The sequence below is a fragment of the Kribbella solani genome (assembly GCF_014205295.1).
In the GTDB taxonomy this organism is placed as follows: Bacteria; Actinomycetota; Actinomycetes; order Propionibacteriales; family Kribbellaceae; genus Kribbella; species Kribbella solani.
In genome coordinates, this window is sequence record NZ_JACHNF010000001.1 from 7,312,154 (window position 1) to 7,338,045 (window position 25,892).

The window sequence follows — 25,892 nt, forward strand, 5'->3', positions numbered from 1 at the left end:
GACGTCCTCGCTTCGCTCCGGGCGCCGATGAGGCACGAATCGCACTGTCCAGTTTGATGCCCTCGCTTCGCTCGGTCATGCTGTCGGCAGCTCCTCATCCGTCAGGTACTTCGAAAGCTCCTCGACCTCGAACAGCTCGAGCAGGTCCGCGCGCATCGGGATCTGCTGCTCCTCGGTCACGTTCACCGAGCCGTCGGCGTCCAGCGCGCAGACCAGCAGCTTCTTCCGCCACTCGGCGTTCATCCCCGGGAAGTCGTCCCGGGTGTGACCGCCGCGCGACTCCTGCCGCAGCAGCGCCGCGCCGGCCACGCACTCGGACACGGTCAGCATGTTCCGCAGGTCGAGCGCCAGGTGCCAGCCCGGGTTGAACTGGCGGTGGCCCTCCACCGTCATCTTCGCGATCCGGCCGCGGAACTCGGCCAGCCGGCCGAGCGCCTGCTCCATCTCGGCTTCCTTACGGATGATGCCGACCAGGTCGTTCATCGACTGCTGCAGGTCCTGGTGGATCGAGTACGGGTTCTCGCCGCCCTCGAGCTCGAACGGCGCCAGCGCCTCGGTCGCGGCCGCGTCCACGTCGGCCTCGCTGATCTTCGGCCGGTTCGCGCCGAGCTCGTCGACGTACGTGGCCGCGCCCAGGCCGGCCCGTCGCCCGAAGACGAGCAGGTCGGACAGCGAGTTGCCGCCGAGCCGGTTGGACCCGTGCATGCCGCCCGCGACCTCACCGGCCGCGAACAGTCCGGGCACCCGCGACGACGCGGTGTCCGGGTCGACCTCGACGCCACCCATCACGTAGTGGCAGGTCGGACCGACCTCCATCGGCTCCGCGGTGATGTCGACGTCGGCCAGCTCCTTGAACTGGTGGTGCATCGACGGCAGCCGCCGGGTGATCTCCTCGGCCGGCAGCCGCGAGGACACGTCCAGGAAAACGCCACCGTGCGGCGTACCCCGGCCTGCCTTCACCTCGGAGTTGATCGCCCGGGCGACCTCGTCCCGCGGCAGCAGTTCCGGTGGGCGCCGGTTGTTGTCGGCGTCCTTGTACCAGCGGTCGGCCTCTTCCTCGTTGTCCGCGTACTGCGCCCGGAACACGTCCGGCACGTAGTCGAACATGAACCGCTTGCCTTCGGAGTTCTTCAGTACGCCACCGTCGCCGCGGACCGACTCGGTGACCAGGATGCCCTTCACCGACGGCGGCCAGACCATGCCGGTCGGGTGGAACTGGATGAACTCCATGTTGATCAGCGTCGCGCCGGCCCGCATCGCCAGCGCGTGCCCGTCACCGGTGTACTCCCAGGAGTTCGAGGTGACCTTGAAGGACTTGCCGACCCCGCCGGTCGCGAGTACGACGGCCGGCGCGTCGAACAGGATGAACCGGCCGGACTCGCGCCAGTACCCGAAGGCGCCGGAGATCGCGTCGCCGTCCTTCATCAGCTCGGTGATCGTGCACTCGGCGTACACCTTGAGGTTGGCCTCGTAGTCGCCGGTGGCCTCGAAGTCCTCCTGCTGCAGCGAGACGATCTTCTGCTGCAGGGTACGGATCAGCTCCAGGCCGGTGCGGTCGCCGACGTGCGCGAGCCGCGGGTACGTGTGGCCGCCGAAGTTCCGCTGGCTGATCTTGCCGTCCGGAGTGCGGTCGAACAGCGCGCCGTACGTCTCCAGCTCCCAGACCCGGTCCGGGGCCTCCTGGGCGTGCAGCTCGGCCATCCGCCAGTTGTTCAGGAACTTTCCGCCGCGCATCGTGTCGCGGTAGTGCGTCTGCCAGTTGTCGTTCGAGTTCGCGTTGCCCATCGCGGCCGCGCAGCCACCCTCGGCCATCACCGTGTGTGCCTTGCCGAACAGCGACTTGCAGATGATCGCGGTCTTCTTGCCCTGCTCGCGGGCCTCGATCGCCGCGCGCAGGCCGGCGCCGCCGGCCCCGATCACGACGACGTCGTAGGAGTGTCGTTCCAGCTCAGTCATATCCAGAAATTCCCGGTCAGTTGATGAAGCGCAGGTCGGAGAACCATCCGGCGGACAGCGCCATGATGTAGAAGTCGGTCAGGATCACGGTGAACAGCGACGTCATCGCGAACGTGCCGTGCTTCGGGTTCAGCTTGGACACGAAGGTCCAGTACCGGTAGCGCAGCGGGTGCTTGGAGAAGTTCTTCAGCCGGCCGCCGACGATGTGCCGGCAGGCGTGGCAGGACAGCGTGTACAGCCACAGGCAGACCAGGTTCACCCAGATGATCAGGGTGCCGAGGCCGATCCCGAAGCCGCCGTCCTTGCCGTGGAAGGCGAGGATGCCGTCGTACACGTTCAGCAGGCCGAAGATCAGCGCGCCGTAGAAGAAGTACCGGTGCAGGTTCAGCGCGATCAGCGGGAACTTCCGCTCCCCGGTGTACGCCTTGTGCGGCTCCGGTACGGCGCAGGCGGCCGGCGCGAAGAACAGCGAGCGGTACCCGGCCTTGCGGTAGTAGTAGCAGGTGCCGCGGAAGCCGGCCAGGATCACGAACGTGATCAGGCTGAACGGCAGGAAACGCGGGAAGTCGCCGAACCAGGTGCCGAGATGGCTGGAGCCGGGTACGCAACTGCTGGTGACGCACGGCGAGTACAGCGGGGTGAGGTAGTGGTACGAATCGACCCAGTACCACTTGTTCATGAAGATGCGGATCGTCGCGTAGACGATGAAGAACAGCAGAATCACGCCGATACGCAACGGCGCGAGCCACCATCGATCCGATCTCGCGGTCTTGAGGCCTACCTGCGCGCGGCCCGGGCTACTTACCCCCGTGGCCATCAGACCCGTCCTCGCTTCGCTGCGGGCGATTCTGATGCCCACATGGCGCTGTCCTTAATGGTTCTCTCGCTTCGCTCGTTCACGGAGCGTGCCTGTCGGGCGCGCCGAAGCCTTCGTGTTCCGCGTCTGTCCACATGGACGCGTCGTACTCCACGTCGGAAATCTCCTCGAGTTCCTCCGGAACGGGTCCGGGCCTGTGCCTGGGGTCGGGCGGGCCGAGCTCTGCGAGGTCGTCGCTCAGCCGGGCCACGTCGGACACCAGGCGGCGGATGCCGAGGGTGTCACCGTACTCCTGGCTGAGATTGCCGACGGCCGTATGCAGCCCCTCGAGCGCGCGGACGACCGCAGCGGTGGCTTCACGGCTGCTGTTGCCTTCACCCATGGCCGACTCCAGTAATGGTCATGTAGCTGTCAGTATGGGCACACTTTGCCCCTGTGGAGCGCGCAACGGAAGACCCGTCGGTACGGCGTGTTTCCAGTTAGGCTTACCTCAGTTGCGACCGGCCGACGGGTGGAGTAATGGAGCGAATCCGGCCTGTAGGACAACGAGATTCGCCGGTGGGGTGAGGGTCTCGACCTGCTCCAGCCCGGTCGGCCGTTGTGCTGTGCCGTACCCATTCCACGACCAGGGCAACACCCGGCCGCCGATCACCAGCGCCGGCCGGCCGTCGAATCGCACCATCGCGCCGTCTGGCAGTTCGGCCAGGTTCTGGACGGTGGTTCGTTGCTGCCGCGTGCGTGAGTCGACCCGCTGGTGGTGCAGTACGGCGTCCATGTCGGCCGCGCGTGGGCGTTCGGCCAGGGCGTTCGCGGTCGCCCAGGCGCCCGCGTACAGCAGGAAGTCCCTGCGCCGGCAGCAGTGGCAGGGGCGATGGCCGGCCGCGAGCGCGACTGCCTCGTCGAAGAAGAACAGCGCGGTCCAGCGGCCTGGTGGCATCGGGTCGCGCCGGATTCCCTTCCATTCAAGGACACAGCAGATCCACGCCTTCGACCGCCAGCGGGTGCTGCCGAGCGTACGGTCCGGGCGGTGGATGCTGCCGCGGTTGCCCAGCAGCAGGCCGCGGCCGGGGTCGGCGACGATCTCCTGGGTGGGCAGAACCCTGTTCTGCAACGGCATACCCGCATCGTGCCGCATACCAGGGACAGTTTCTGGCAGAGTCGCCCTGACCGGGGCGGTGGGGCGGGGAAGGAATTGATGCAGTGCAGATTGTGGTGGGAGTCGCGGTGGTAGAAGAAGGACGCGTGCTGGCGGCGTACCGGCCGGGGCCTGATGGTGGGTGGGAGTTTCCGGGCGGGAAGGTGGAGCCGGGGGAGTCCGAGGAGCAGGCCGCGGTCCGCGAGATCCAGGAGGAACTGGACGTGGAGATCGCGGTCGGTGAGTCGCTCGGGCCGGGCGTGGACATCTCCGCCGAGTACCGGCTGCACGTCTACCGCGCGCGGATCGTGGCCGGCGATCCGGTCCCGCGGGAACACTCCGAACTGCGCTGGTTCGGCCCGGCCGAGCTCGACGAGTCGGACTGGCTGGCCCCCGATCGGCCTTTCGTCCGGAGGTTGCGCCCGAGAATTTGAGTGTCGGAAGTCACACCCCGGCCCGCGTTGGCTGCTCAGTCACGATTCGGTGACGGAGGGTCTGCGAGCCATGGCGTCCACAGTGCGAGATACGTAGCCTTCCCGGCAACCCGGACCGATCCGGGCCGAGGGGCTCGGGCGCACTCACCACAGGACCGGGTGATGAGCAATGACGCTGGGGGTATCGGAGGCATCGCCGCCGGACGAGGGCTTGCCCGCGGACGCGCTGGCCGGGACCGCCGAGGCAGGTGAGATCGAGGGCCGGTCGCTCGGCCGGATCGCCTGGACCAGGCTGCGCCGGGACAAGGTCGCGATGATCAGCGCGGTGGTGATCCTGCTGATCATCGCGATGGCAGTGTTCGCGCCGCTGATCGTGAAGCTGAACGGGTTCCCGCCGGACCAGTTCAACAAGCTCGACGCGAACGGGAACCCGCTGCTGAACACCCGCGACGGCGGCATCCCGATCGGCGGGCTGTGGGGCAGCGGCACCAGCTCGCAGCACTGGCTCGGCGTCGAGCCGCAGAACGGCCGGGACGTGTTCTCGCGGCTCGTCTACGGCACCCGCGTCTCGCTGCTGGTGGCACTCGGCGGCACCATCATCGCGGTCGTTCTCGGCACCGTGATCGGGATGGTGTCCGGCTACTTCGGCGGCTGGGTGGACACGCTGCTCAGCCGGCTGATGGACATCATGCTCAGCTTCCCGTCGCTGCTGTTCGTGATGGCGCTGACCCCGGTGATTGCCTCCCGGGGCCAGGATCTGTTCGGGATCCCGGACGACAACACGCTGCGGATGGGCGTACTGATGTTCGTCCTCGGCTTCTTCGGCTGGGCGTACCTGGCCCGGATCGTCCGCGGTCAGACGCTGTCGTTGCGCGAGCGGGAGTTCGTCGAGGCGGCCAGGTCGCTCGGCGCCGGCCCGGGGTACGTGATCTTCCGGCAGTTGCTGCCGAACCTGCTGCCGACGCTGCTGGTGTACACCACGCTGCTGATCCCGAGCTACATCACCGCGGAGGCCGCGCTGTCGTTCCTCGGTGTCGGGATCAAGGAACCGACGTCGTCGTGGGGGCGGATGATCGCCGACGCGTCGGACTGGATCGAGAGCAACCCGCTGTACCTGTTCTTCCCGGGGCTGGCGCTGTTCATCACGGTGCTCGCGTTCAACCTGCTCGGGGACTCGGTCCGCGATGCTCTCGATCCGCGCGCCGGAAGGAGCTGACCGGTGGGCCGCTTCCTGATCCGCCGGCTGCTGCAGGCGGCGTTCGTGCTGGTGGTGATCAGCGCGATCACGTTCTTCCTGTTCTGGGCGACGCCGGCGAACCCCGCGCTGCTGATCTGCGGCAAGAACTGCAACACCGAGACGGTCGCCCAGGTGAACGCGACGTACGGCTTCGACGATCCGCTGGTCGTGCAGTACGGCCACTACATGCAGGGCCTGGTCAGTCCGGGCGGGCGGACGATCGGCTCCGAGGGCAACGAGCGCCACTGCGCGTGGCCGTGTTTCGGGGAGTCGTACCAGAACGGCATCCCGGTCTGGGACTCGATCCGGGACGCGTTCCCGGCGACGCTCTGGCTGGCTGCCGGCGCCGCGGTCCTCTGGCTGCTGGCGGGGGTGCTGCTCGGCCTGATCGCGGCGCTGCGCAGAGGCAAGTTCGCCGACAAGCTGAGTGTCGGGCTGGCGCTGTTCGGGGTGTCGTTCCCGACCATCGTCTTCGGGTACCTGCTGCTCTTCCTGTTCATCGTCAAGCTGAAGTGGATCCCGTTCCCGGACACCGCGAACTCGGCGTTGTTCACGGTCGGCCCGGTGAAGTGGCTGCAGTTCTACATCCTGCCGTGGATCACGCTCGCGCTGGTGTTCGCGGCCCTGTACACGCGGCTGACCCGCGCGAACATGATCGACACGATGAACGAGGACTACATCCGGACCGCCCGGGCCAAGGGCCTGGACGAACGGACCGTGGTGTTCAAGCACGGACTGCGCTCGGCGCTGACGCCGATCGTGACCATCTTCGGTCTGGACGTCGGCGGTCTGCTCGGCGGCGCGGTGATCACCGAGCAGATCTTCAGTATCACCGGGCTGGGGAAGTTCTCGATCGACTCGGTACTCAGCAACGACCTGCCCGCGATCATGGGCGTGGTCCTGTTCGCGGCGATCTTCGTGGTGCTCGCGAACATCGTCGTGGACGTCCTGTACGCCGTCATCGACCCGCGCGTGCGGCTGTCCTGACCAGGTGAGGTGACCTGTGACCGAATCCATGTCCGCCCGGCCGTTCCTCGAGGTCAAGGACCTGCAGGTCCGCTTCCCGACCGACGACGGTGTGGTGAAGGCGGTGAACGGCCTGAGCTTCACGCTGGAACGCGGCCGGACGCTCGGCATCGTCGGTGAGTCCGGTTCGGGCAAGAGCGTGTCCAGCCTGGCCGTGATGGGGTTGCACAAGGGCAGCCGGGCCGAGGTGTCCGGCGAGATCTGGCTGGACGGCGCCGAGCTGGTGGCGATGCCGGTCTCCGAGATCCGGACGTTGCGGGGCCGGAAGATGGCGATGATCTTCCAGGACCCGCTGTCGGCGATGCATCCGTTCTACCGGATCGGCGACCAGCTGACCGAGGCCTACCTGGTCCACAACGACGCTCCGAAGGCGGTCGCCCGCAAACGCGCGATCGAGCTCCTGGACCGGGTCGGGATTCCGGCGCCGGACAAGCGTTTCCACGACTACCCGCACCAGTTCTCCGGCGGGATGCGGCAGCGCGCGATGATCGCGATGGCGCTGATGTGCGATCCGGCGCTGCTGATCGCGGACGAGCCGACCACCGCCCTGGACGTCACCGTGCAGGCCCAGATCCTGGACCTGATGAAGGACCTGCAGCAGGAGTTCAACTCCGCGATCATCCTGATCACCCACGATCTCGGCGTGGTCGCGAAGATGACCGAGAACGTGGTGGTGATGTACGGCGGCCGGGTGGTCGAGTCCGGCAACGTCCGGGACATCTTCTACCGGCCCGAGATGCCGTACACCTGGGGACTGCTCGGTTCGATCCCGCGGGTGAACCGGACCGGTGACCAGCGGCTGAGGTCGATCCGGGGTACGCCGCCGTCGCTGATCAACCTGCCGGCGGGCTGCCCGTTCGAGCCGCGCTGCGACTACCAGGAGCACGCGGACGGGACGCCCTGCGGGGCCGAGCTGCCGGAGCTGCTGCAGATCGGCGGCGGTGCCCGGGACGGGCATCTGGTCCGCTGCCACATCGGCGGCGACCAGCGCCGCAAGTTGTTCGCCGAGCAGATCAAGCCGAGCCTGTGAAGCCCGAGGAGCGCCGATGAGTACGACGACCTCCGCCGCGCCGGCGGCCGGGCAAGGGACGGTACGCGGCGAGCTGCTGCTGGAGACCAAGGACCTGCGGCGGTACTTCCCGATCACCCAGGGGATCATCCTCCAGAAGCAGAGCGGCGCGGTGAAGGCGGTCGACGGGGTCGGGCTGCGGATCCACGCCGGCGAGACGCTCGGCGTGGTCGGTGAGTCGGGCTGCGGGAAGACCACGACCGGCCGGCTGGTGACCAGGCTGGATGAACCGACGGGTGGCTCGATCTCGTTCCTGGGCGCGGACATCACCCATCTCGGCCGGTCCGCGATGCGCCGGTACCGGCGGGACATCCAGATGATCTTCCAGGACCCGTTCTCGTCGCTGAACCCGCGCCAGACCGTCGGCGCGATCATCGCGTCGCCGTTCGACATCCAGAAGGTGCGCAGCCCCGGCGGTACCCGCAAGGCGGTGCAGGAGCTGATGGAACGGGTCGGGCTGAACCCCGAGCACTACAACCGCTATCCGCACGAGTTCTCCGGCGGTCAGCGGCAGCGGATCGGCGTCGCCCGGGCGCTCGCGCTGCGCCCGAAGCTGATCGTCTGCGACGAGCCGGTATCGGCCCTGGACGTCTCGATCCAGGCGCAGATCGTGAACCTGCTGGAGGACCTGCAGGAGGAGTTCGGGCTCGCGTACCTGTTCATCGCGCATGACCTGTCGGTGATCCGGCACATCTCCGACCGGGTCGCCGTCATGTACCTGGGCAAGGTGGTCGAGACGGCCGGGCGGGACGAGCTGTACAACCACGCCCGCCACCCGTACACGCATGCGTTGCTGTCGGCGGTTCCGGAGGCCGACCCGGACGCCGAGGAGCAGCGGGAGCGGATCCGGCTGACCGGCGACGTACCGAGCCCGCTGAACCCGCCGTCCGGGTGCCGCTTCCGGACCCGGTGCTGGAAGGCCCAGGACATCTGCGCCGATCAGGAGCCACCGCTGGTCCAGATCGGCGCGCCCGGGCACGAGGCTGCATGTCACTTCCCGGCGGAGCCGGGGAATTGATGGAGTCCGGCGGGGCCGGGGAATTGATGGAGTCCGTCGGAGAGAGACGTGATTTGAGCAGCACTGGAAGTGAGGAAAGTCATAGCTCAACGCCGCCGTGACCCGGCGGCGATCTCAGCACAAGGAAGGAAATCACTGGCCATGGATCACCTCAAACGAACCCGATCGGCGATCGCCCTGGGGATCGGGGTGGGTCTGACCGCAGCCGCCTGCGGCGGAGGCGGGGGAACCTCGTCGTCCGGCGGGGAGAGCGCGGCCGGTGCCAAGGGGGGCACCGTAACGGTCTATCACGTCAACGACGTCGAGCATCTCGACCCGGCCCGCAACTTCGTCACCGACTCGAACATGATCGGCAAGCTGATCACCCGGACCCTGACCGAGTACCGCTACGACGCGAAGACGAAGAAGATCGTGCTGGAGAAGGACCTGGCCGAAAGCTACGAGGCCAGCCCGGACTTCAAGACCTGGACCTTCAAACTGAAGGACGGCCTGAAGTACGAGGACGGTACGGTGATCAAGGCCGCCGACATCAAGTACAACGCGGAGCGGTCGTTCGCGCCGGACATGGCCGAAGGGGCGCCGTACGCGCACGAGTACCTTGCCTGTCCCGGTTACAAGGGCCCGTACGTGGCGAACAACAACGGCGGCAAGGGCTGTACGGCGATCGAGGTCCCGGACGACAAGACGATCGTCTTCAAGCTGAACCGGCCGGTCGCCTCCTTCGACGGCACCACCAGCATGAAGGTGTTCGCGCCGGTGCCGCAGGCGAAGGACACCAAGACGCAGTACGACAACCACCCGGTGTCCACCGGTCCGTACAAGATCGAGTCGTACACCCGGAAGAAGCAGCTGGTACTGGTCCGCAACGACCAGTGGGACGCGAAGTCGGACCCGATCCGCGACGCCCGGCCGGACAAGTTCATCTTCAAGTTCGGTGACGCCGAGGCGACCGTGGACCAGCGCCTGATCGCGAACGGTACGGCCGATCAGAGCTCGCTCAGCTTCGCCGGTCTGCAGCCCGAGAACATCGCCAAGACGAACCAGGCCGGCGTCAAGGACCGCATCGTCGAAGGTACCGACATCTGCCGCCGGTACATCGCGTTCAACCAGCAGAAGCCGTTGCTGAAGAACCAGAAGCTCCGCGAGGCCCTGTACTACGGACTGGACCGGACCAGCTACCGCGACGGCCGGGGCGGCGAGCGACTTGCCAAGGTGGTCGACTCGATCATCCCGCAGGACATGGAGGGCTACACGCCGGAGGAGCACTTCAAGGCTCCGCCGGAAGGTGACCAGGCCAAGGCGAAGCAACTGCTGACCGAGGCCGGCTACAAGGGTGAGAAGCTCACGCTGTCCACCGCTGACTCCGGTCTGGCCGTGAAGGCGGCCGAGGCGGCGCAGGCCTCCTGGAAGGCGATCGGCGTCACCGTGGAGATCCAGAAGATCCCCGGCGACAACTACTACTCGACCGAGCAGCAGGACTCCGCCGCGGCCGACCTGATCACCGCCGGCTGGTGCTACGACTGGGCCAGCCTGACGACGATCGTGCCGTCCGTCTTCGGGCCGGACACGACCGCGCCGGGCAAGGCGGCACAGAACAACTACGCGCGCAGTCAGGCCGGTTGGGACAAGCTCGCGGAGCTGTCCAAGGAGACCGACAAGCAGAAGCTGGAGTCCGGCCTGTCCGGGCTGTACACCGAGATCATGACGAGTGCCCCGATCGTGCCGACGGTCCAGGACCTGAACGTGTACGTCGTCGGCTCCAACCTGGACAGCGTGGTCACCGACCCGAACACCGGCGGGCTGCCCGACCTGACCCAGCTCGGCGTCAAGAAAGTGAGCTGACCTGCAACTTGTATGGGTCGTTTGTATGGGTTGTACCTGGTGACCGGCCGGGTGCACCGGCAAGAATCCTGCCCACGGCTCTTGGGGAGGAGTGACTGATGTCGGTGTACCCGGCGGTGGCGGCGGTGCGGAGAGAGGACTTCGCCCCGGAAATCGTCTGCGAGGTGTACGACCTGGACTCGCGCCGGCACGGCGCGACGGCGGCCAAGGAACTGACCAGCCGGCAGGTGACGATCGGCCGGATGATGGCGACCGGCGCGAAGGATGCCGCGATCGCGCGCGACCTGGGTCTGTCGCTGCGGACGGTGCGGTCGGAGATCAGCGCGCTGATCGCGGGGCTGGGCGCGAAGTCCCGGTTCCAGGCCGGCTGCCTACTGGTCCGCCGCTTCGGCTGAGCGGCCGAGCCGACCGGGTGAGCTGAGCGGCCGGGCTGACCGGGTGAGCTGTCCGTATGAACGGGCCGGTCGCGGGGTGCCGCCGGAAACTCGCCGGAAACTGTCGGGCCGCCGACGTAGGCTTTCGGCATGGTTGAGCTTGCTGAGCGCCGGCTGCTGCTGGTGCACGCCCACCCGGACGACGAAACGATCAACAACGGCGCGACGATGGCGCGCTACGTGGCCGAAGGGGCCCACGTCACGCTGGTCACCTGCACTCTCGGTGAGGAGGGTGAGGTCCTGGTCCCGGAGCTCGCCCATCTGGCCGCCGATCAGGAGGACGGCCTCGGCCGGCACCGGATCGGTGAGCTGGCCGGCGCGATGGCCGAGCTCGGGGTCACCGATCACCGCTTCCTCGGCGCCGCGGGCAAGTACCGCGACACCGGGATGATCTACAACGAGCACGGCAACGCGGACGTCCCGCCGGAGACCCGCAAGGACAGCTTCTGGCAGGCCGACCTGCTGGACGCGGCCAACGACCTGGTCCCGGTGATCCGGGAGCTCCGTCCGCAGGTCCTGGTCACCTATGACCAGTACGGGAACTACGGCCATCCCGATCACATCAAGGCGCATCGCGTGGCGACGTACGCCGCCGATCTGGCCGCCGCCCGGTCGTACCGGGAGGACCTCGGTCCGGCCTGGGACGTGCCGAAGATCTACTGGACGGCGATGGCGGAGTCGCGGATGCGGGAGCAGCTCCGGCTGCTGCGTGAGGCCGGTGACACCACCACCTTCGAGGGGATGGACCCGGACGGTCCGCTGCCGCCGATGATCACGCCGGACCGGTTCATCGACTGCGTGATCGAGGGCGGGCAGTTCATCGACCAGAAGATGAACGCGATGAAGGCGCACGCGACCCAGATCACCGTCGACGGCCCGTTCTTCGCCCTGTCGAACAACGTCGGCAACCAGATCTGGGGCTCCGAGCCGTACCGGCTGGTCAAGGGCACCGCCGCCCCGGGCCCGGACGGCCTCGAACACGACCTGTTCGCCGGCCTGTAATTCATCGCCGACTAGGTGACGGTTCCCACACGCTCGGTTGAGACATCAAGCTCTGGTCAGGAATAGCCTGCTGACGTGTCCTCAACCGAGCCGAGTGGGAGTGTGCCCGCTGCCGACTTCCGGGTCGCGCTCGGGAAGTTCGCGGCCGGGATCACGATCATGAGCACGTCGCAGGACGGCGTCGCGCACGCGATGACGGCGAACGCGTTCACCTCGGTCTCGCTCGATCCGCCGCTGGTGCTGGTCTGCGTGGACAAAGGCGTACGCATGCACGCCGCCGTACTGGACTGTGGGTACTGGGCGGTGTCCGTACTGTCCGCGGCGCAGCAGCCGATCGCCTACCGGTTCGCGCGGTCCGGGCGGGATCTGTACAGCCAGTTCGACGGCATCGGGACGACGGCGGGCCCGAAAACCGGCTGCCTGGTCGTCGACGGCGCGCTTTCGTGGCTGGAGTGCCGGACCTGGGCCACGTACGACGGCGGTGACCACACGATCGTCGTCGGCGAAGTGCTGAGCCTCGGCAACGGCGAATCGACCGCCGACGGAGCGCTCGTCTACTACTCTCGTGGCTACCGGGAACTGCCCGGCGACCGAGCGTGACGGGCGGGTCGGCGGGGGCTGGCCCGGAGGCCGGGACGGCCTGTTTCGTCCCGTAGGATGTGCGCTTGTGCCCTGACCAAGGCTCGAGCAGGAGGACACTGTCCGGTGGGGAGAAAACAGCTCGCGGGGATCATCGCCGCCGCTGGATTCGGTGTAGTCGTCGTCGCGTACGGCGCCGCGTTCGCGTTCGCCGGTGACAAGGTCCCGGGTGACACGACGGTGCTCGGAATCCCGCTCGGTGGGCTCTCCAAGAACGACGCGAAGGCCAAGCTCGAGGCCGGTTTGAAGGACCGGGCCGGCGCCCCGATCGCGCTGACGGCGGGTGGGTCCAAGTTCCAGGTGGTGCCGGCCGACGCCGGGCTGTCGGTGGACGTGGACGCGACCGTTGCCGCCGCCGGCGCGGGCCGCAGCCTGGCCCCGGGCCGGATCCTGCGGGCGCTGAGTGGTGGCGACGCGGTCGAGCCGGTGGTGACCAAGGACGACGGGAAGCTGAAGGCGGCCGTCGACAAGCTGGCCGGCCAGGTGAACCGACCGGCCACCGAGGGCACGATCACCTTCAAGGGCACCAGGGCGGTTCGGCACGACTCCGCCGACGGGCTGCAGCTCGACACCGCGAAGGCCCCGGCGGCGGTGCTGGCGGCGTACCCGTCGAACGGTGAGCCGAAGGACCTTCCGGTCAGCGTGACCAAGCCGAAGGCCGGGTCCGAGGCGATCGCGAAGGCGATGAAGGAGTTCGCCGAGCCGGCCATGTCCGGCCCGGTCCGGCTGAGCGTCGGCTCGAAGTCGGTCGACCTGACCGCGGCCGAGCTCGCGCCCGCGCTGACGCTCACCGCGCGTGAGGGCGAGGTCATCCCGGCCCTGAACACCAAGGCGCTGGAGCCGCTGTTCGAGCAGCGGTTCAAGTCGCTGGAGACGCTGCCGAAGGACGCGACCGTACAGATCTCCGGCGCCGGACCGAAGGTGGTTCCGGCGGTGGACGGGATGGTGGTCGACCGGGCCAAGATCGGTGCCGCGATTCTGGCCGCGCTGCCGAAGCCGACCGGCGAGCGCCGGGCCACCGTGCCGCTGATCGCGACGAAGGCGAAGTTCACCACCGAGCAGGCGACCGCGCTCGGGATCACCCAGCGGATGGGCGACTTCACCACCCAGTTCCCGCACGGCACCGGCTACCGGAACGTGAACATCGGCACCGCGGCGGCGAAGATCAACGGGACGCTGCTGAAGCCGGGCGAGACGTTCAGCCTGAACAAGGTCGTCGGCGAGCGGACCAAGGAGAACGGGTTCACCGAGGGCAACATCATCAGCGGCGGCAAGTTCGTCCTGGACCTCGGCGGCGGCGTCTCCCAGTCGGCCACCACGACCTTCAACGCGGCCTTCTTCGCCGGGCTGAAGATCCTTGAGCACAAGGCGCACAGCGTCTACATCGACCGATACCCGGTCGGCCGCGAGGCGACCGTTGCCTGGCCGTCGGTGGACCTGAAGTTCCTGAACGACTCCGGTCACGGCGTGCTGGTGCAGACGATCTTCAAGGCGTCGACGCCGGGTACGCAGGGCAGCATCCGGGTGATCGTCTGGGGTACGAAGACCTGGCAGATCACCGCGGGGCAGTCCGAGCGTACGAACTACCGGTCGCCGAGCGTGGTCTACAACACCGCTGCCGACTGCCGGGCGCAGGCGCCGACGGCCGGGTTCGACATCACCGTGTTCCGGTACTTCGCGAAGAACGGCGCCCGGGTGAAGACCGAGTCGTTCACCACCAAGTACAACGCGGCCGACGACATCCGCTGCGGCCCGAAGCCGGGTACGCCGGTCACCCCGCCACCCGGTGGAGTCAAACCACCACCAGGCCGCTAACCGCGGTTGAGCCTCCGCTGTCGGGTTGTTTCACCGGTGGCCTGTTGTAGCTGGTCACTGGTGAAATAACCTGCCAGCCGCTAGCTGCGGTTGAGTTGGTGGAGGCCGGCCGCGACCTCGTTGAAGACGGGCTCCTCGATCACCGCGCCCTCGCGGCGGACCTGCGCCGGGTCGATCCGTAGCACCCGGTCCAGCCGGATCTCGCTCGGCCGGTGCTCCTTGTCCCACGCGCCGCTGCCGATGTCCAGCCAGACCCGGCCCCAGCGCGCCTCGTCGACGGCGTCGCGGTCGTGGTCCTTGCTGGTGAGGATGAGCGCGAGCAGGTACGGCGCGTCCCAGCCGACCACCAGCACCGGCCGGTCCTTGCCGCGGTGGTGGTCCTCCTCGAACGGCACCCAGGTCCAGACGATCTCACCCGGGTCGGCGACGCCGTCGTCCGGATGCGGCGTGTACTCGACGTGCACCGTTCCTTCGAAGTCGCCCGCGTACTCCGGCCGCTCGGCCACGTGATCCGTCATGGCACCCGAGCGTAGCGCCCTCACATGACGAGGGGCTCACACCGTTTCATCGGTGTGCACATCACTCAGACGCCTGCGAAGACCGGTAACCGGGGCGCGATTCTCGCCGTCCTGCTCACCGGCCAGTTCATGGCGAACATCGATACCGCGGTCGCCAACATCGCCAGTCCGTCGATCGCGACCGACCTGCACGCCTCCGAAGGCGCGGTCGGTCTGGTCATCTCGGGGTACGTGGTCGCGTTCGCCGTCCTGCTCATCACCGGCGCCCGGCTCGGTTCGTCGTTCGGGTACCGGCGGACGTTCCTGCTCGGCCTGGCCATCTTCACGGTGGCATCGCTGGCCTGCGGGGTCGCGCCGGACATCACCACGCTGATCATCGCTCGCTTCGTCCAGGGCGCGGGCGCCGCTCTGATGGTTCCGCAGGTGCTCAGTGGCATCCAGCTGCACTTCCAGGGGCGCGACCGGCTCAAGGCCCTCGGGTACTTCTCGATCGCGCTGTCCGGTGGCGCGGTCGCCGGGCAGCTGCTCGGCGGCGTACTGATCGCCGCGAACCTGTTCGGTACGGACTGGCGACCGATCTTCCTGGTCAACGTACCGATCGGCATCGCCCTGGCTGTTGCCGGGCGGCGTCTGCTGCCGGCCGATCAGCCAGGTGATCGCGACCGGTTGGACCTGGTCGGCGTATCCGTTCTGTCAGCAGCAGTTCTGCTTGTCATAGTGCCGCTCCTGCTCGGTTCGGAACGTGGCTGGCCTGTCTGGTCGTGGCTGTGCCTTCTGCTCAGTCTGCCGATGCTGGCGCTGTTCGAGTACGGCGAGCGTCGTACGGCCGCGCGTGGTGGACGGCCACTCATTGCACGCCAGGTACTAGGGCATCGGTCCGTACGCGCTGGTCTGCTGGCTCATGCGTGCACCAGCGGTACGTACTTCGCATTGCTCTTCGTACTCGCCATGTACCTGCAGAGCGGTCTGCACAAGGGCCCTGCGTACTCAGGGTTCGCCATGGTGGTGTGGGTTGCTGCATTCGGTCTGGCTGGACCTGTGCTGCCCAGACTGCGTAGAGGAGTGCGCTGGATGCCAGTAGTGGGCTGCCTGATCCTGGCGGTTGGCTACCTGTCGGTACTGGGCTACCTGTTGCTGGGCGGTCGTACTGGGCCGCTGCTGTTCGCTCTGCTTGGTATTGGTGGTCTAGGGCTGGGCATCAGTGCGAACACGCTGATCGGTGCGGTGACGTCCACGCTGCCGCCGCAGTACGCGGCTGATCTCTCTGGAGTCGTTGCTACCAACGCACAGCTCGCTGGTGCGCTGGCTGTCGCGTTGGCCGGCTCTACGTACGCGGCACTCGCTCAGGACCCCGGACGGGCGCTGGCTGTTGTACTGGCCGGGTTCATTGTGCTGACGCTGGTTGGTGCGCGGGCAGCTCACCGGTTGGTCAGATAGCGGTAGCGGTACGCCTCCTGGTACCCCAGCCTTGTGTACGTCGTGAGGGCCGCCGTGTTGTCCTGGAGCACCTCCAGGTAGGTACGGCGGCCACCTAGAGCACCTGCCCACCGGGCGAGGCCCTGGACGATGGCGGTTCCCAGTCCGCGGCGGCGGAAGTCCGTAGCGACCCGGACTGTGTCTACGCCCAGCCAGTGGCCGGTCATAGCGCCACGGGCGACCGCCGCGACCTGTCCGTCGAGGGAGATCGAGGCGAACCTCGCCTTCGGTGCTCCTTCGAGTACCTGCGGTGCTGCGGCTGGTACGGGACCTTCGAAGGCGCTGGCGTACCAGGGGTCATCCGGTCGCTCCGCCAGCTGTACGTCGTACGCCGGCTGGGCGTTCACGTGGTCAAGCGTGGTGTGCATGACCAGTACGTCGGACTGCTCCGGCCGCGCCTCCATCCAGCCGCAGGCGCGGATCGCCTCTTCGTACGGGCTGCCGACCCGGATCAGGGCCTGTGCCGGTAGATCGTGCTTGGCGTAGAAGTCCACTGACTGCTTCAGCGCCTCTGCCACCGGCACGCCAGGGTCTCCGGCGGGCAGGAGCGAGTTACCACGGCCGGTCCAGCCTGCTGAGGCCCGCAGTAACCAGTGACCCACGTACGCCGTTTCGACCGCCGGACGGCCCAGCGCGGTGGTCAGGAACAACTGCTCGACATCCACCGGGCGGAGCGGCATTTCCGGAATGGTCTTGGCCGCTGTCACGTCGCCCAGTGGGATGCCGTGGACAGTACCGTCGGCGTGCCGGACACTCAGGGCGTGGTTGTCGCAGGCGGCCAGGACGCCGATCAGATCGGTCAACCCACCCGGAATCCGGTGCCGGACGACAACACGGTGGCCGATATCACGGGTACCAAGGCCTGACACGATCCGGACTCCTGGCAAAGTGGGCGACGTACTACCGTGATACTAGAGACACCGTGCATCACCGCATCGCAGCACCCCGAACTCGACGCTGCGCTTGCCTGCCATAGGAGGAGTAGCAGTGACCTACGTCATCGCGCAGCCGTGTGTTGACCTGAAGGACCTCGCTTGTGTCGAGGAGTGCCCCGTCGACTGTATCTACGAGGGCAACCGGATGCTGTACATCCACCCGGACGAGTGCGTCGACTGCGGGGCGTGCGAGCCGGTCTGCCCGGTCGAGGCGATCTACTACGAGGACGACACCCCGGAGCAGTGGAAGGACTACTACACCGCGAACGTCGACTTCTTCAACGACCTCGGCTCCCCGGGCGGCGCGTCCAAACTCGGCAAGATCGACAAGGACCACCCGTTCATCGCCGCTCTCCCCCCGCAGGAGCACGACGAGTAGTCTTCAGTTACAGCAAGTAACAGGGCGTCCCGGGATGGGGCGCCCTGTACTTATTGCTCGAGTACGTCTACGTGGACGTGATCGAGGTGCCGGAGGATTTTCGGGTCGCCGGAGCGTTCCGGGGGCGTGTAGTCCCGCCACCCGCTGTCCGACTTGTTCCCCGCCGTCCAGATCTTGTCACTGAAGATCACCGTCTGGATCTTCAGCAGATCGGCCCGCGCGACCAGGTACTGCGCGATCGCCCACCCTTTGGTCGTGTTCGGCGCCGAGATAGGCCGCACGAACACATCGACGGCCCGCCCCTCGTAGTGCGCCGACCCCTCCATATGCCCGGTACTCACCCCACCAGGCTGATACCCACCGGTGGTCAACTTCCCGAACGTACGCGCCAGATCCTTCCGCACCGCGTCCGCCCGCGGCGTCAGCCCGTCCGCGCCCACTACCTGCGTCGGCACCGAATCCGTGTTCACCGTGCAGCTGAACACGCTCTCCGACTGCCCGGTCAGCGCCGACGCCAGCACCCGCGCGTCCGCCTCGTGATCGGCGTACGCGTTCGGGAACGCACTCCGCTGAACCCGATCGGCCGCGACCGTGATCGACAGCTTCTGGTAGTTCTTGATCTTCACCAGCGCGTCGTAGAACTTCCCGGCCGCGTAGTGCGGGTCGCGCACCTGCGCCGCCGTACCCCAGCCCTGTGACGGCCGCTGCTGGAACAGCCCGAGCGAGTCCCGGTCGCCGTGCGCCAGGTTCCGCAGGCCGGACTCCTGGTACGCGGTGGCGAGCGCGATCGTCGCCGCCCGGGCCGGCAGCCCGCGGCGGACCGCGACGCCGGCGATGATCGCCGCGGACTCGGCCTGCTCGAAGTCGAGCACCACCTGCTGCCCGCCCACGGTCGCGCTGCACTGCTCCCGCGGCTGCAGGATCGAGCCGACATGCTTGCTGCCGAGCCAGGCGATCCCCGCTCCGACGGCAATACTCAGCGCGCCGATGGCTCCGACGGCCACCAGCACACCACGCTTCATCGGCATACCGCTCCCAACGTTCGGAGGCGGGGGACAGGTTCCGGTTCGCTGATCACGAACTGGTTGACGTGCGTTGCCTCACATTGGTTGGCTCAGCCGGGCCGGTACTGCCTCGTGCTGGCCTCGTCCTCGGCCGGTCTCAGGCGTTCGCGTGCAGGGCCTCGTTGAGGGTGATCCCGCCGCCGGTCCGCGGCCGGGCCTCGACCGCGCCGGTGACCGAGTTCCGGAGGAAGAGCAGCCCCGGCTGACCGGACAGGTCGCGGGCCTTCACCACGGTGCCGTCCGGGAGCGTCACCTTGGTGCCGGCGGTGACGTACAGTCCGGCCTCGACCACGCAGTCGTCGCCGAGCGAGATCCCGGTCCCGCCGTTGGCGCCGAGCAGGCAGCGCTTGCCGATCGAGATCACCTGCTTGCCGCCGCCGGACAGCGTGCCCATGATCGACGCGCCAGCGCCGATGTCACTGCCGTCGTCGACCACGACACCGGCCACGATCCGGCCCTCGACCATCGAGGTACCGAGCGTGCCGGCGTTGAAGTTCACGAACCCCTCGTGCATCACCGTGGTGCCTTCGGCCAGGTGCGCGCCCAGCCGGACCCGGTCCGCGTCGCCGATCCGGACCCCACTCGGTACGACGTAATCCGTCATCCGGGGGAACTTGTCGACGCTCGTCACCGAAAGGTGCTGGCCCGCGGCGCGCGCCCGGAGCCGTACCTGCTCAATCTGCTCGACCGGGACCGGCCCGAGCGACGTCCAGGCGTTGTTGGGCAGCGCGCCGAAGATGCCGTCCAGGTTCACACCGTGCGGCTGAACGAGTCGATGCGACAGGAGGTGCAGCCGCAGGTACGCGTCCGCTACGCCGGCCGGTGCATCCGCTAGGACCAGTTCGGTCACTACTACCTCGCGGCGTACCTGCCGGAGGTCGTCGGTGCCCTCCGCCGCGACCAGCTCGGTCGGCGCCTTGGCGTCCGCTACCCGCGCGCCTAGCTCGGGCGCCGGGTACCAGACATCAAGTACGTCCCCAGCAGCAGTAACAGTCGCAAGTCCGAATCCCCAGGCCCGCGCGGCGTTCTCCGTCATGCCCCTACCCTAATTCGCTCGCCCACTGGGACTGACAACCGCCCGCTTGCTGGTCGTTTTATTCGCTCCGAGGTGCCGGGGAGAGCGTGGTGTACTGGCCGGATGCTTGCCGACTGGGTGCCGAGTGACGTGGTGGTGGCGGTGCTGGGGGCGCCGGAGGCTGATGAGGTGCACACCGAGTTGCTGCGGCAGTGGGGGTCGTCGGAGGTTTGGCGGTTGTCGTACGGCTTGCGGAGCGTGGTGGTGAAGCGGGGGAGTGACGCGCAGGCGGGGGAGCTGGGGGCGTACGAGCGGTTCGTACTGCCGCTGGGGTTGCCGGCGCCGGAGGTGCTGTACGGCGCGGGTGACGTGCTCGTACTTGCCGATGTGGGTCGGGTGACCCTGGAGCAGGAACCTACTGCCGAGGGGTTCGTGGCGGCGGCGGAGCTGGTCGCGCGCCTCCGCGAGAAGACACTGGACGAGCCGACCGACTTCCCACCGGAACGGGTTGAGGAACTGGCCGCACGAATCGAACGAGCCGGGCAAGGCGGGTCGGCTGCTCCGAGCAGGACGGGCGAGGGGAGCTGCTCAGGCCGGGCGAGCGGATCGGCTGAGCGGGGTGGGGCGGCTCGGTTGGGTGGGGTTGAGGTTAGGCGGTTGGTGCGGGCGGTGGAGCGGGTGCATCGGGATGCGGGGGTGGGGGTGGTGCATGGGGACTTCGTGCCGAAGAATCTGGTGTCGGACGGGACCCGGTGGTCGGTAGTGGATTGGCCGGTGGCGTACGCGGCGCCGCACCTCGGTGACCTGTACACGCTGGTCCGCGAAGCGGTTGCCCTCGGCTACGACCGCGGTCCGATCGTCGCCCGGTACGTGGAGGTGTCCGGCGCCGACCCGTTCCTCGTCGACCGGCAGTTGCTCGTCGGCGGCGCCTGCTTCTGCCTCCTCGCCCTGACCTTCGTCGTCGAGGAAGGCATCCGCACGATCCCCGGCTCGGAAGCCTGGATCGCCCCGCTGCACTCCGAACTCACCGACCTGATCGAACAGCTCTCATGAACCTCCTCGTCCTCGGCGGCACGAAGAACCTCGGCCGCCACGTCGTCGAGGCCGCCCTCGCCGCCGGTCACGAGCTCACGCTCTTCAACCGCGGCCGCACCAATCCGGAGCTCTTCCCGGGCGTACGCCGCCTGATCGGCGAACGCGCCGCGCCGGACGTACTCGCGGCAGGTGAGTGGGACGGCGTCATCGACCTGTCCGGCTTCTTGATCCGCGACGTTTCACTCAGCGCCGCCCTACTGCGTGATCGCTGCGCCCACTACACGTTCATGTCGTCGATCGCCGTGTACGCGAGCAAGACGGCGCGCGGGATGACCGACTCGGCGCCGTTGCTGCCCTGGCCGGACGGCGCGCCGGAGGACGAGTTCACGATGGACCTGTACGGCCCGTCGAAGGTGCGCTGCGAATCGTTGCTCAACGCCACTTTCGGCGAGCGTACGGCCGCCGTCCGGTCCGGGTTCGTGGTCGGTCCGTACAACCCTGATTTCGGCAACTGGGGATGGGCACTCGCGCACGGTGGTTCGCTGGAGTGCGCGGCTCGTCCGGAGCAGCCGATTCAGTACATCGATGCCCGGGATCTCGCCGATTTCCTGCTCCGCGTGACGGTCGAGCGGTCGCCTGGTCCGTACAACGCGGTCGGTCCGACTCGGACGATGACCGAACTGGCCGACGCCTGGCTCGCCGCCGCGCCGGGATCCCGAACGGTTGACTGGTCGCCGGCAACTGATCGGTTTCACCTGCCTCACGACGGGTCCAACGACGGCACCTTCCAGCTCGACAACAGCCGGGCCGTCGCGGCCGGGCTGCGGCTCCGGCCGGACGCGGAGATCGCCCGCGACTACCTCGCCTGGCTCCAGGCCGGAAACATCCCGCCAGACCCGCCGCACTGATTCGTAAGATGATGCCGTGATCATCAAAACAGGCGGCGGACCCGGTGGACCGACGAGTCCGCGGGCCGGGTTCAGCAGCGTTGACGCGACTCGCTACTCGGGCAGCAGCGGCGGCAGGCAGGAGGTCGACCTTCCTGTCGCCGAGCGAGTGATCCAACCCGGTGATCGCCTCCGCTACAAGATCTACCCGGAACTGGACGCGGCGCTCACGTACACCGCCACGTACGCGGCCGTCGAGCTGGCCTTCGCCGACGGAACGCGGTCCGCCGGCCTGGACCAGTACGGGAATCCAGCCGATGCCGCCGGACAGGGCGCCGCCAAGATCCTGTACACGAACCAGTGGAACGACGTGCAGGTCGAGCTACCCGCAGGTAAGACGGTCGCCCGCGCCGTACTGGTGGTGGATGCCCCAGAGCCGGGCCATGAGTTCGCCGGCTGGATCGACGACGTCGAGATCGGTCCGGCGCCACCAGCGCCCGACGGCACCGACCTGGCCGCGTACGTCGACACCCGCCGCGGTACCAACGCCAGCCACGACTTCTCTCGCGGCAACACCCTCCCGATCACCGCCTGGCCGAACGGCTTCAACTTCCTCACCCCGGTGACGAACGCGTCGACACACCGCTGGCCGTACGAGTACCACCGCGCCAACAACGCCGACAACCGCCCGGAGCTGCAGGGACTGACGTTCTCGCACCAGCCGAGCCCGTGGATGGGCGACCGTGACCAGCTCACGATCATGCCGGTCGCAGCGGCCGATCCGCTCGGCGATCCGGCCGAGCGCGCGGCCGCGTTCAGTCACGACGACGAGATCGCGCGCCCGGACCTGTACGCGGTGACGCTCGCGAACGGCATCCGCGCCGAGCTCACGCCGACCGATCACGGCGCGACCTTCCGGTTCACCTTCCCGGCCGACGCGCCCGGCCGGCACCTGGTCTTCGACACGATCGACGAGAACGGCGAGTTCGGGTACGACGGTACGGCGCTCACCGGCTGGGTCGAGAACGGTTCGGAAACCGGCCGGACCCGGATGTACTGCTACGGCCTGTTGTCGGCCGCACCAACGAAATTCGGCCCGGCGATCGGTGGTCGCGCCAACGGTCGCGCGGCCACCTTCGACGTACCCGAAGTGACGTTGCGGATCGCCACCTCGTTCATCGGCGTCGACCAGGCGCGGCACAATCTCTCGCTGGAGCTCGAAGGTCGTACTTTCGAGGAGATCCAGGCCGCCGCCAATGCGGTCTGGAACGAACGGTTGCAGGTGATGCGGCCGGAAGGCGCGACGCTGCCGCAACTGCGGACCGTGTACGGAAACCTGTACCGCCTGAACCTCTACCCGAACTCGCATTTCGAGAACGTGGGTACGGCGGAAGCGCCCGAATACCGCTATGCGAGCGCGGTGCTGCCGGTTGAAGGTACGGCGACCGCGCGCGACACCAATGCGGTCGTGAGGCCCGGCAAGATGTACGTGAACAGTGGGTTCTGGGACACGTACCGGACCGCGTGGCCGGCGTACGCGTTCTTCTACCCGGAGTTGACCGGCGAGCTGATCGATGGATTCGTGCAGCAGTACCGCGACGGCGGGTGGATCGCGCGCTGGTCGTCACCGGGGTACGCCGACTGCATGACCGGGACGAGTTCGGACGTGTCGTTCGCGGACGCGTACCTGAAGGGCGTGCCGCTGCCGGATGCACTCGCGACGTACGACGCCGGGCTCCGGAACGCGACCGTCGCGCCGGAGGCGACCGAGGTCGGGCGAAAGGGCGCGGAGACCGGGTTCTTCGCCGGGTACGTGAGCACCGGCACCGAGGAGAGCGTTTCGTGGTCGCTGGAGGCGTACCTGAACGACTTCGGGCTCGCGCAGGTGGCGGCGCGACTGGCCGAGGACCCGGCGGTGCCGCCCGCGCGGCGCGCTGAATTGCTGGAAGAAGCGGAATACCTGCGGCGGCGGTCGCTGAACTACGTGCTGCTGTTCGACGACGCGATCAATTTCTTCCAGGGGCGGCGCCCGGACGGTACGTTCGCCAAGCCGGCCGCCGAGTTCGACCCCGAGGAATGGGGCGGCGACTTCACCGAGACGGACGGCTGGAACTTCGCCTTCCACGTCGCGCACGATCCGCGCGGTCTGGCCAATCTGTACGGTGGCGCGGCCGGTCTGGAAGCCAAACTCGATGCATTCTTCGCGACCCCGGAACTGGCGGTGAAGAAAGGCACGTACTCGATCGTCATCCACGAAATGGTGGAGGCGCAGGCGGTCCGGATGGGCCAGTTCGGGTTCTCGAATCAGCCCGCGCATCATATCGCCTGGATGTACAACTACGCGGGCGCTCCGAACAAGACGCAGGCGATCGTACGCGAGGTCCTGGATCGTTTGTACGTCGGCGAAGAAATCGGCCAGGGATATCCGGGCGACGAGGACAACGGCGAAATGTCGGCGTGGTATTTGTTCGCCGCGCTCGGCTTGTACCCGCTGCGCGTCGGCGCGCCCGAGTACGCGATCGGCTCCCCGCTGTTCCCGCGCACCGTCGTCACTCCGCTGGGCGGTTCACCCCTGACCATCACCGCCGACGGCGCCGAACACCCGTACGTCCAAGCCGTTTCCCTGAACGGCCGCAAGCTGTCGACGGCCTCCGTCGCACACGCCGACCTGATCGGCGCGACTCAGCTCGACTTCACGCTCGGCGCGGCTCCGTCCACGTGGGCGACCCAGGAGTTCCCGCCGTCACTGACAGCGGATGACAAGATCGCCACCCCGCTGACCGACCTGATCCCCACCGACCCGTCCAACCCGCTCTTCGACGACACGTCCGCCACCGAAACCCGGCTGGGCCCGCACACCACCTGGTCGCTGCCCGCCCCCGGCACCGCGACCCTCTACACGCTCACCTGCGCCGACGCCGAAACCGCCCCCACCGCCTGGCGCCTGGAAGGCTCACTCGACGGCATCACTTGGACCACCCTCGACAACCGCACCAACACCATCTTCCGCTGGCCGCGCCAAACCCGCCCCTTCACCATCCCCACTCCGGGCGCCTACCAGCACTACCGCCTGTCCCTCCCCACCCCAGCCACACTCACCCAACTGGAGCTCCTGCAGTAACCGGCGGGCTACTGCTTGGGGGCTGAGGTGGCTCGGATGTGGAGTTCGGTGCGGAGGGTGACCGTGGACGGCGGGCGGCCGGGGGCTGCCGTGCGGTCCTTGAGGAGGAGGCCGGCGGTGCGGCCCAGCTCGTACGTGGGCTGGGCGACCGTGGTCAGGCTGGGGATGACCAGGTCCGCCCACGGGATGTCGTCGAAACCGACGATCGCGATGTCGTGCGGTGCGCGGACGCCCTTCTTGGCCAGGCATTCGAGGGCGCCGACGGTCATCAGGTTGTTGGTGACGAACAGTGCCTCGGGCGGATCGTCCAGCTCCAGCAGGCTTTCCATCGCCGCATACCCGCCGGCCTCGCGGAAGTCCGCGTGCCGAACCAGATCCTTGTCGTACCGGATGCCTCCGCCGCGGAGCGCGGAGCGATACCCGGCGAGGCGATCCATCGCGGTGGAGACCTTGCGCGGCCCGGTGATGCACGCGATCCGCCGGTACCCGCCGTCGATCAGATGTTTCACACCCTCGAAAGCGCCGTGCTCGTTGTCGACCAGTACGGTGTCGGCCTCGACGCCCTCGACCCGGCGGTCGATCATCACCAGCGGGATCTTCGCGTCCGCGAGCAGCTGGACACCCTCGGCCGTACTGGTCGGCGAGATCACCACGCCGGCCATCTGCTCGGTCAGCACCGCCGATGCGTACGCGGCCTCCTTCGCCGGATCCTCGTCGGAGTTGCACAGCACGACGTGGTACCCCTCGGTCTGCGCGACGTCCTCGAGACCACGGACCAGCGAGGTGAAGAACGGGTTCTCGATGTCGGAGATGACCACCGCCCAGAGGTTCGTCGACGACTTGCGCAGGTTCCGGGCGACGCCGTTCGGGCGGTAGCCGAGCTCGGCGACCGCGGCGCGGACCTTCTCGGACAGCTCCGGGTCCACGTTCCGCCGGCCGCTGAGCACCCGCGACACCGTCGCCGGCGACACCCCCGACCTACGCGCGACGTCGTAGATCGTCGTCATACCTGCTCCCCGCTGGAGATCCGATGGTCGT

Annotated in this window: 24 protein-coding genes; 15 read left to right on the plus strand and 9 right to left on the minus strand. The window is 67.9% G+C overall.

What is annotated here, in order from left to right; all coding sequences use genetic code 11:
• Nucleotides 1-75 precede the first annotated feature (75 nt).
• The 4 genes from HDA44_RS34000 to HDA44_RS34015 all read right to left on the minus strand — a co-directional run bounded on the left by HDA44_RS34000 (nt 76) and on the right by HDA44_RS34015 (nt 3,890).
• On the minus strand, nt 76-1,956 hold the full coding sequence (locus tag HDA44_RS34000) for a fumarate reductase/succinate dehydrogenase flavoprotein subunit (protein ID WP_184841557.1): 1,881 nt from the start codon (nt 1,954-1,956) through the stop codon (nt 76-78).
• Between the two features lie 16 nt (nt 1,957-1,972).
• Nucleotides 1,973-2,773, minus strand: a complete 801-nt coding sequence (locus HDA44_RS34005; RefSeq protein WP_184841559.1) for a hypothetical protein — start codon at nt 2,771-2,773, stop codon at nt 1,973-1,975.
• Nucleotides 2,774-2,852: 79 nt separating this feature from the next.
• Nucleotides 2,853-3,155 (minus strand): hypothetical protein, encoded by a 303-nt coding sequence (locus HDA44_RS34010; RefSeq protein ID WP_184841561.1) that lies wholly within the window; start codon nt 3,153-3,155, stop codon nt 2,853-2,855.
• Between the two features lie 108 nt (nt 3,156-3,263).
• The gene (locus HDA44_RS34015; protein ID WP_184841563.1) at nt 3,264-3,890 is read right to left on the minus strand and encodes a hypothetical protein; all 627 of its coding nucleotides are present in this window, start codon (nt 3,888-3,890) and stop codon (nt 3,264-3,266) included.
• An 83-nt stretch (nt 3,891-3,973) separates the two neighbouring features.
• On the opposite strand from HDA44_RS34015, the gene HDA44_RS34020 reads away from it, so the two are divergent.
• From HDA44_RS34020 to HDA44_RS34065, 10 genes are all read left to right on the plus strand, one after another.
• Nucleotides 3,974-4,342 carry a (deoxy)nucleoside triphosphate pyrophosphohydrolase gene (locus HDA44_RS34020; protein ID WP_337906731.1) on the plus strand — a complete coding sequence of 123 codons (369 nt, stop codon included), beginning with the start codon at nt 3,974-3,976 and terminating at the stop codon, nt 4,340-4,342.
• 169 nt (nt 4,343-4,511) lie between these two features.
• Nucleotides 4,512-5,558: an ABC transporter permease gene (locus HDA44_RS34025; RefSeq protein WP_184841565.1), complete on the plus strand. Its 1,047-nt coding sequence runs from the start codon at nt 4,512-4,514 to the stop codon at nt 5,556-5,558.
• Nucleotides 5,559-5,561: 3 nt separating this feature from the next.
• Nucleotides 5,562-6,566: an ABC transporter permease gene (locus HDA44_RS34030; RefSeq protein WP_184841567.1), complete on the plus strand. Its 1,005-nt coding sequence runs from the start codon at nt 5,562-5,564 to the stop codon at nt 6,564-6,566.
• 28 nt (nt 6,567-6,594) lie between these two features.
• Nucleotides 6,595-7,635 (plus strand): ABC transporter ATP-binding protein, encoded by a 1,041-nt coding sequence (locus HDA44_RS34035; RefSeq protein WP_184844726.1) that lies wholly within the window; start codon nt 6,595-6,597, stop codon nt 7,633-7,635.
• Between the two features lie 16 nt (nt 7,636-7,651).
• Nucleotides 7,652-8,692, plus strand: a complete 1,041-nt coding sequence (locus HDA44_RS34040) for an ABC transporter ATP-binding protein (protein ID WP_184841569.1) — start codon at nt 7,652-7,654, stop codon at nt 8,690-8,692.
• Nucleotides 8,693-8,833: 141 nt separating this feature from the next.
• The gene (locus HDA44_RS34045) at nt 8,834-10,534 is read left to right on the plus strand and encodes an ABC transporter substrate-binding protein (RefSeq protein ID WP_184841571.1); all 1,701 of its coding nucleotides are present in this window, start codon (nt 8,834-8,836) and stop codon (nt 10,532-10,534) included.
• A 98-nt stretch (nt 10,535-10,632) separates the two neighbouring features.
• Nucleotides 10,633-10,929 carry a response regulator transcription factor gene (locus HDA44_RS34050; RefSeq protein ID WP_184841573.1) on the plus strand — a complete coding sequence of 99 codons (297 nt, stop codon included), beginning with the start codon at nt 10,633-10,635 and terminating at the stop codon, nt 10,927-10,929.
• Between the two features lie 129 nt (nt 10,930-11,058).
• Nucleotides 11,059-11,970 carry an N-acetyl-1-D-myo-inositol-2-amino-2-deoxy-alpha-D-glucopyranoside deacetylase gene (mshB, locus tag HDA44_RS34055; RefSeq protein WP_184841575.1) on the plus strand — a complete coding sequence of 304 codons (912 nt, stop codon included), beginning with the start codon at nt 11,059-11,061 and terminating at the stop codon, nt 11,968-11,970.
• Between the two features lie 75 nt (nt 11,971-12,045).
• Nucleotides 12,046-12,570 carry a flavin reductase family protein gene (locus HDA44_RS34060; protein ID WP_337906734.1) on the plus strand — a complete coding sequence of 175 codons (525 nt, stop codon included), beginning with the start codon at nt 12,046-12,048 and terminating at the stop codon, nt 12,568-12,570.
• A gap of 105 nt (nt 12,571-12,675) precedes the next feature.
• Nucleotides 12,676-14,424: a VanW family protein gene (locus HDA44_RS34065; protein ID WP_184841577.1), complete on the plus strand. Its 1,749-nt coding sequence runs from the start codon at nt 12,676-12,678 to the stop codon at nt 14,422-14,424.
• Nucleotides 14,425-14,504: 80 nt separating this feature from the next.
• On the opposite strand, the gene HDA44_RS34070 is transcribed toward HDA44_RS34065, so the two are convergent.
• Complete coding sequence (locus tag HDA44_RS34070) at nt 14,505-14,942, minus strand: type II toxin-antitoxin system PemK/MazF family toxin (RefSeq protein WP_184841579.1); 438 nt, start codon at nt 14,940-14,942, stop codon at nt 14,505-14,507.
• 54 nt (nt 14,943-14,996) lie between these two features.
• Between HDA44_RS34070 and HDA44_RS34075 the strand changes: the two genes are divergently transcribed.
• On the plus strand, nt 14,997-16,379 hold the full coding sequence (locus HDA44_RS34075) for an MFS transporter (protein ID WP_184841581.1): 1,383 nt from the start codon (nt 14,997-14,999) through the stop codon (nt 16,377-16,379).
• On the opposite strand, the gene HDA44_RS38790 is transcribed toward HDA44_RS34075, so the two are convergent.
• Nucleotides 16,361-17,287: a GNAT family N-acetyltransferase gene (locus HDA44_RS38790; RefSeq protein ID WP_337906736.1), complete on the minus strand. Its 927-nt coding sequence runs from the start codon at nt 17,285-17,287 to the stop codon at nt 16,361-16,363. The two genes, HDA44_RS34075 and HDA44_RS38790, sit on opposite strands and share 19 nt — an antisense overlap.
• Nucleotides 17,288-17,405: 118 nt before the next feature.
• Between HDA44_RS38790 and fdxA the strand changes: the two genes are divergently transcribed.
• Complete coding sequence (fdxA, locus tag HDA44_RS34085) at nt 17,406-17,732, plus strand: ferredoxin (RefSeq protein WP_012923087.1); 327 nt, start codon at nt 17,406-17,408, stop codon at nt 17,730-17,732.
• Nucleotides 17,733-17,782: 50 nt separating this feature from the next.
• Here the strand turns inward: fdxA and HDA44_RS34090 are convergent, their stop codons facing one another.
• Both HDA44_RS34090 and dapD read right to left on the minus strand, forming a co-directional pair.
• On the minus strand, nt 17,783-18,754 hold the full coding sequence (locus HDA44_RS34090) for a VldE C-terminal domain-containing protein (RefSeq protein ID WP_238352609.1): 972 nt from the start codon (nt 18,752-18,754) through the stop codon (nt 17,783-17,785).
• Between the two features lie 139 nt (nt 18,755-18,893).
• Nucleotides 18,894-19,832, minus strand: coding sequence for a 2,3,4,5-tetrahydropyridine-2,6-dicarboxylate N-succinyltransferase (gene dapD / locus HDA44_RS34095; protein WP_184841585.1), 939 nt, complete (start codon nt 19,830-19,832; stop codon nt 18,894-18,896).
• 102 nt (nt 19,833-19,934) lie between these two features.
• Here dapD and HDA44_RS34100 point away from each other — a divergent pair, with 102 nt between their 5' ends.
• From HDA44_RS34100 to HDA44_RS34110, 3 genes are read left to right on the plus strand one after another with little or no spacing between them, the layout of a single operon-like run.
• Nucleotides 19,935-20,864, plus strand: coding sequence for a phosphotransferase family protein (locus HDA44_RS34100; protein WP_184841587.1), 930 nt, complete (start codon nt 19,935-19,937; stop codon nt 20,862-20,864).
• Nucleotides 20,861-21,754, plus strand: a complete 894-nt coding sequence (locus HDA44_RS34105) for a Rossmann-fold NAD(P)-binding domain-containing protein (protein WP_184841590.1) — start codon at nt 20,861-20,863, stop codon at nt 21,752-21,754. Before HDA44_RS34100 ends, HDA44_RS34105 begins: the two co-directional genes overlap by 4 nt.
• 16 nt (nt 21,755-21,770) lie before the next feature.
• Nucleotides 21,771-24,854: a GH92 family glycosyl hydrolase gene (locus HDA44_RS34110; RefSeq protein WP_184841592.1), complete on the plus strand. Its 3,084-nt coding sequence runs from the start codon at nt 21,771-21,773 to the stop codon at nt 24,852-24,854.
• Nucleotides 24,855-24,862: 8 nt separating this feature from the next.
• Here HDA44_RS34110 and HDA44_RS34115 read toward each other — a convergent pair whose 3' ends face one another.
• Nucleotides 24,863-25,861, minus strand: coding sequence for a LacI family DNA-binding transcriptional regulator (locus HDA44_RS34115; protein ID WP_184841594.1), 999 nt, complete (start codon nt 25,859-25,861; stop codon nt 24,863-24,865).
• Between the last annotated feature and the right edge of the window lie 31 nt (nt 25,862-25,892).

Excerpts from the sequence above, each read along its gene's own strand:
- HDA44_RS34000 (WP_184841557.1), bottom strand. The coding sequence starts at position 1,956 with ATGACTGAGCTGGAACGACACTCCTACGACGTCGTCGTGATCGGGGCC.
- HDA44_RS34005 (WP_184841559.1), bottom strand. The coding sequence starts at position 2,773 with ATGGCCACGGGGGTAAGTAGCCCGGGCCGCGCGCAGGTAGGCCTCAAG.
- HDA44_RS34010 (WP_184841561.1), bottom strand. The coding sequence starts at position 3,155 with ATGGGTGAAGGCAACAGCAGCCGTGAAGCCACCGCTGCGGTCGTCCGC.
- HDA44_RS34015 (WP_184841563.1), bottom strand. The coding sequence starts at position 3,890 with ATGCCGTTGCAGAACAGGGTTCTGCCCACCCAGGAGATCGTCGCCGAC.
- HDA44_RS34025 (WP_184841565.1), top strand. The coding sequence starts at position 4,512 with ATGACGCTGGGGGTATCGGAGGCATCGCCGCCGGACGAGGGCTTGCCC.
- HDA44_RS34035 (WP_184844726.1), top strand. The coding sequence starts at position 6,595 with ATGTCCGCCCGGCCGTTCCTCGAGGTCAAGGACCTGCAGGTCCGCTTC.
- HDA44_RS34040 (WP_184841569.1), top strand. The coding sequence starts at position 7,652 with ATGAGTACGACGACCTCCGCCGCGCCGGCGGCCGGGCAAGGGACGGTA.
- HDA44_RS34045 (WP_184841571.1), top strand. The coding sequence starts at position 8,834 with ATGGATCACCTCAAACGAACCCGATCGGCGATCGCCCTGGGGATCGGG.
- HDA44_RS34050 (WP_184841573.1), top strand. The coding sequence starts at position 10,633 with ATGTCGGTGTACCCGGCGGTGGCGGCGGTGCGGAGAGAGGACTTCGCC.
- mshB (WP_184841575.1), top strand. The coding sequence starts at position 11,059 with ATGGTTGAGCTTGCTGAGCGCCGGCTGCTGCTGGTGCACGCCCACCCG.
- HDA44_RS34070 (WP_184841579.1), bottom strand. The coding sequence starts at position 14,942 with ATGACGGATCACGTGGCCGAGCGGCCGGAGTACGCGGGCGACTTCGAA.
- HDA44_RS34090 (WP_238352609.1), bottom strand. The coding sequence starts at position 18,754 with ATGAAGCGTGGTGTGCTGGTGGCCGTCGGAGCCATCGGCGCGCTGAGT.
- dapD (WP_184841585.1), bottom strand. The coding sequence starts at position 19,832 with ATGACGGAGAACGCCGCGCGGGCCTGGGGATTCGGACTTGCGACTGTT.
- HDA44_RS34100 (WP_184841587.1), top strand. The coding sequence starts at position 19,935 with ATGCTTGCCGACTGGGTGCCGAGTGACGTGGTGGTGGCGGTGCTGGGG.
- HDA44_RS34105 (WP_184841590.1), top strand. The coding sequence starts at position 20,861 with ATGAACCTCCTCGTCCTCGGCGGCACGAAGAACCTCGGCCGCCACGTC.
- HDA44_RS34115 (WP_184841594.1), bottom strand. The coding sequence starts at position 25,861 with ATGACGACGATCTACGACGTCGCGCGTAGGTCGGGGGTGTCGCCGGCG.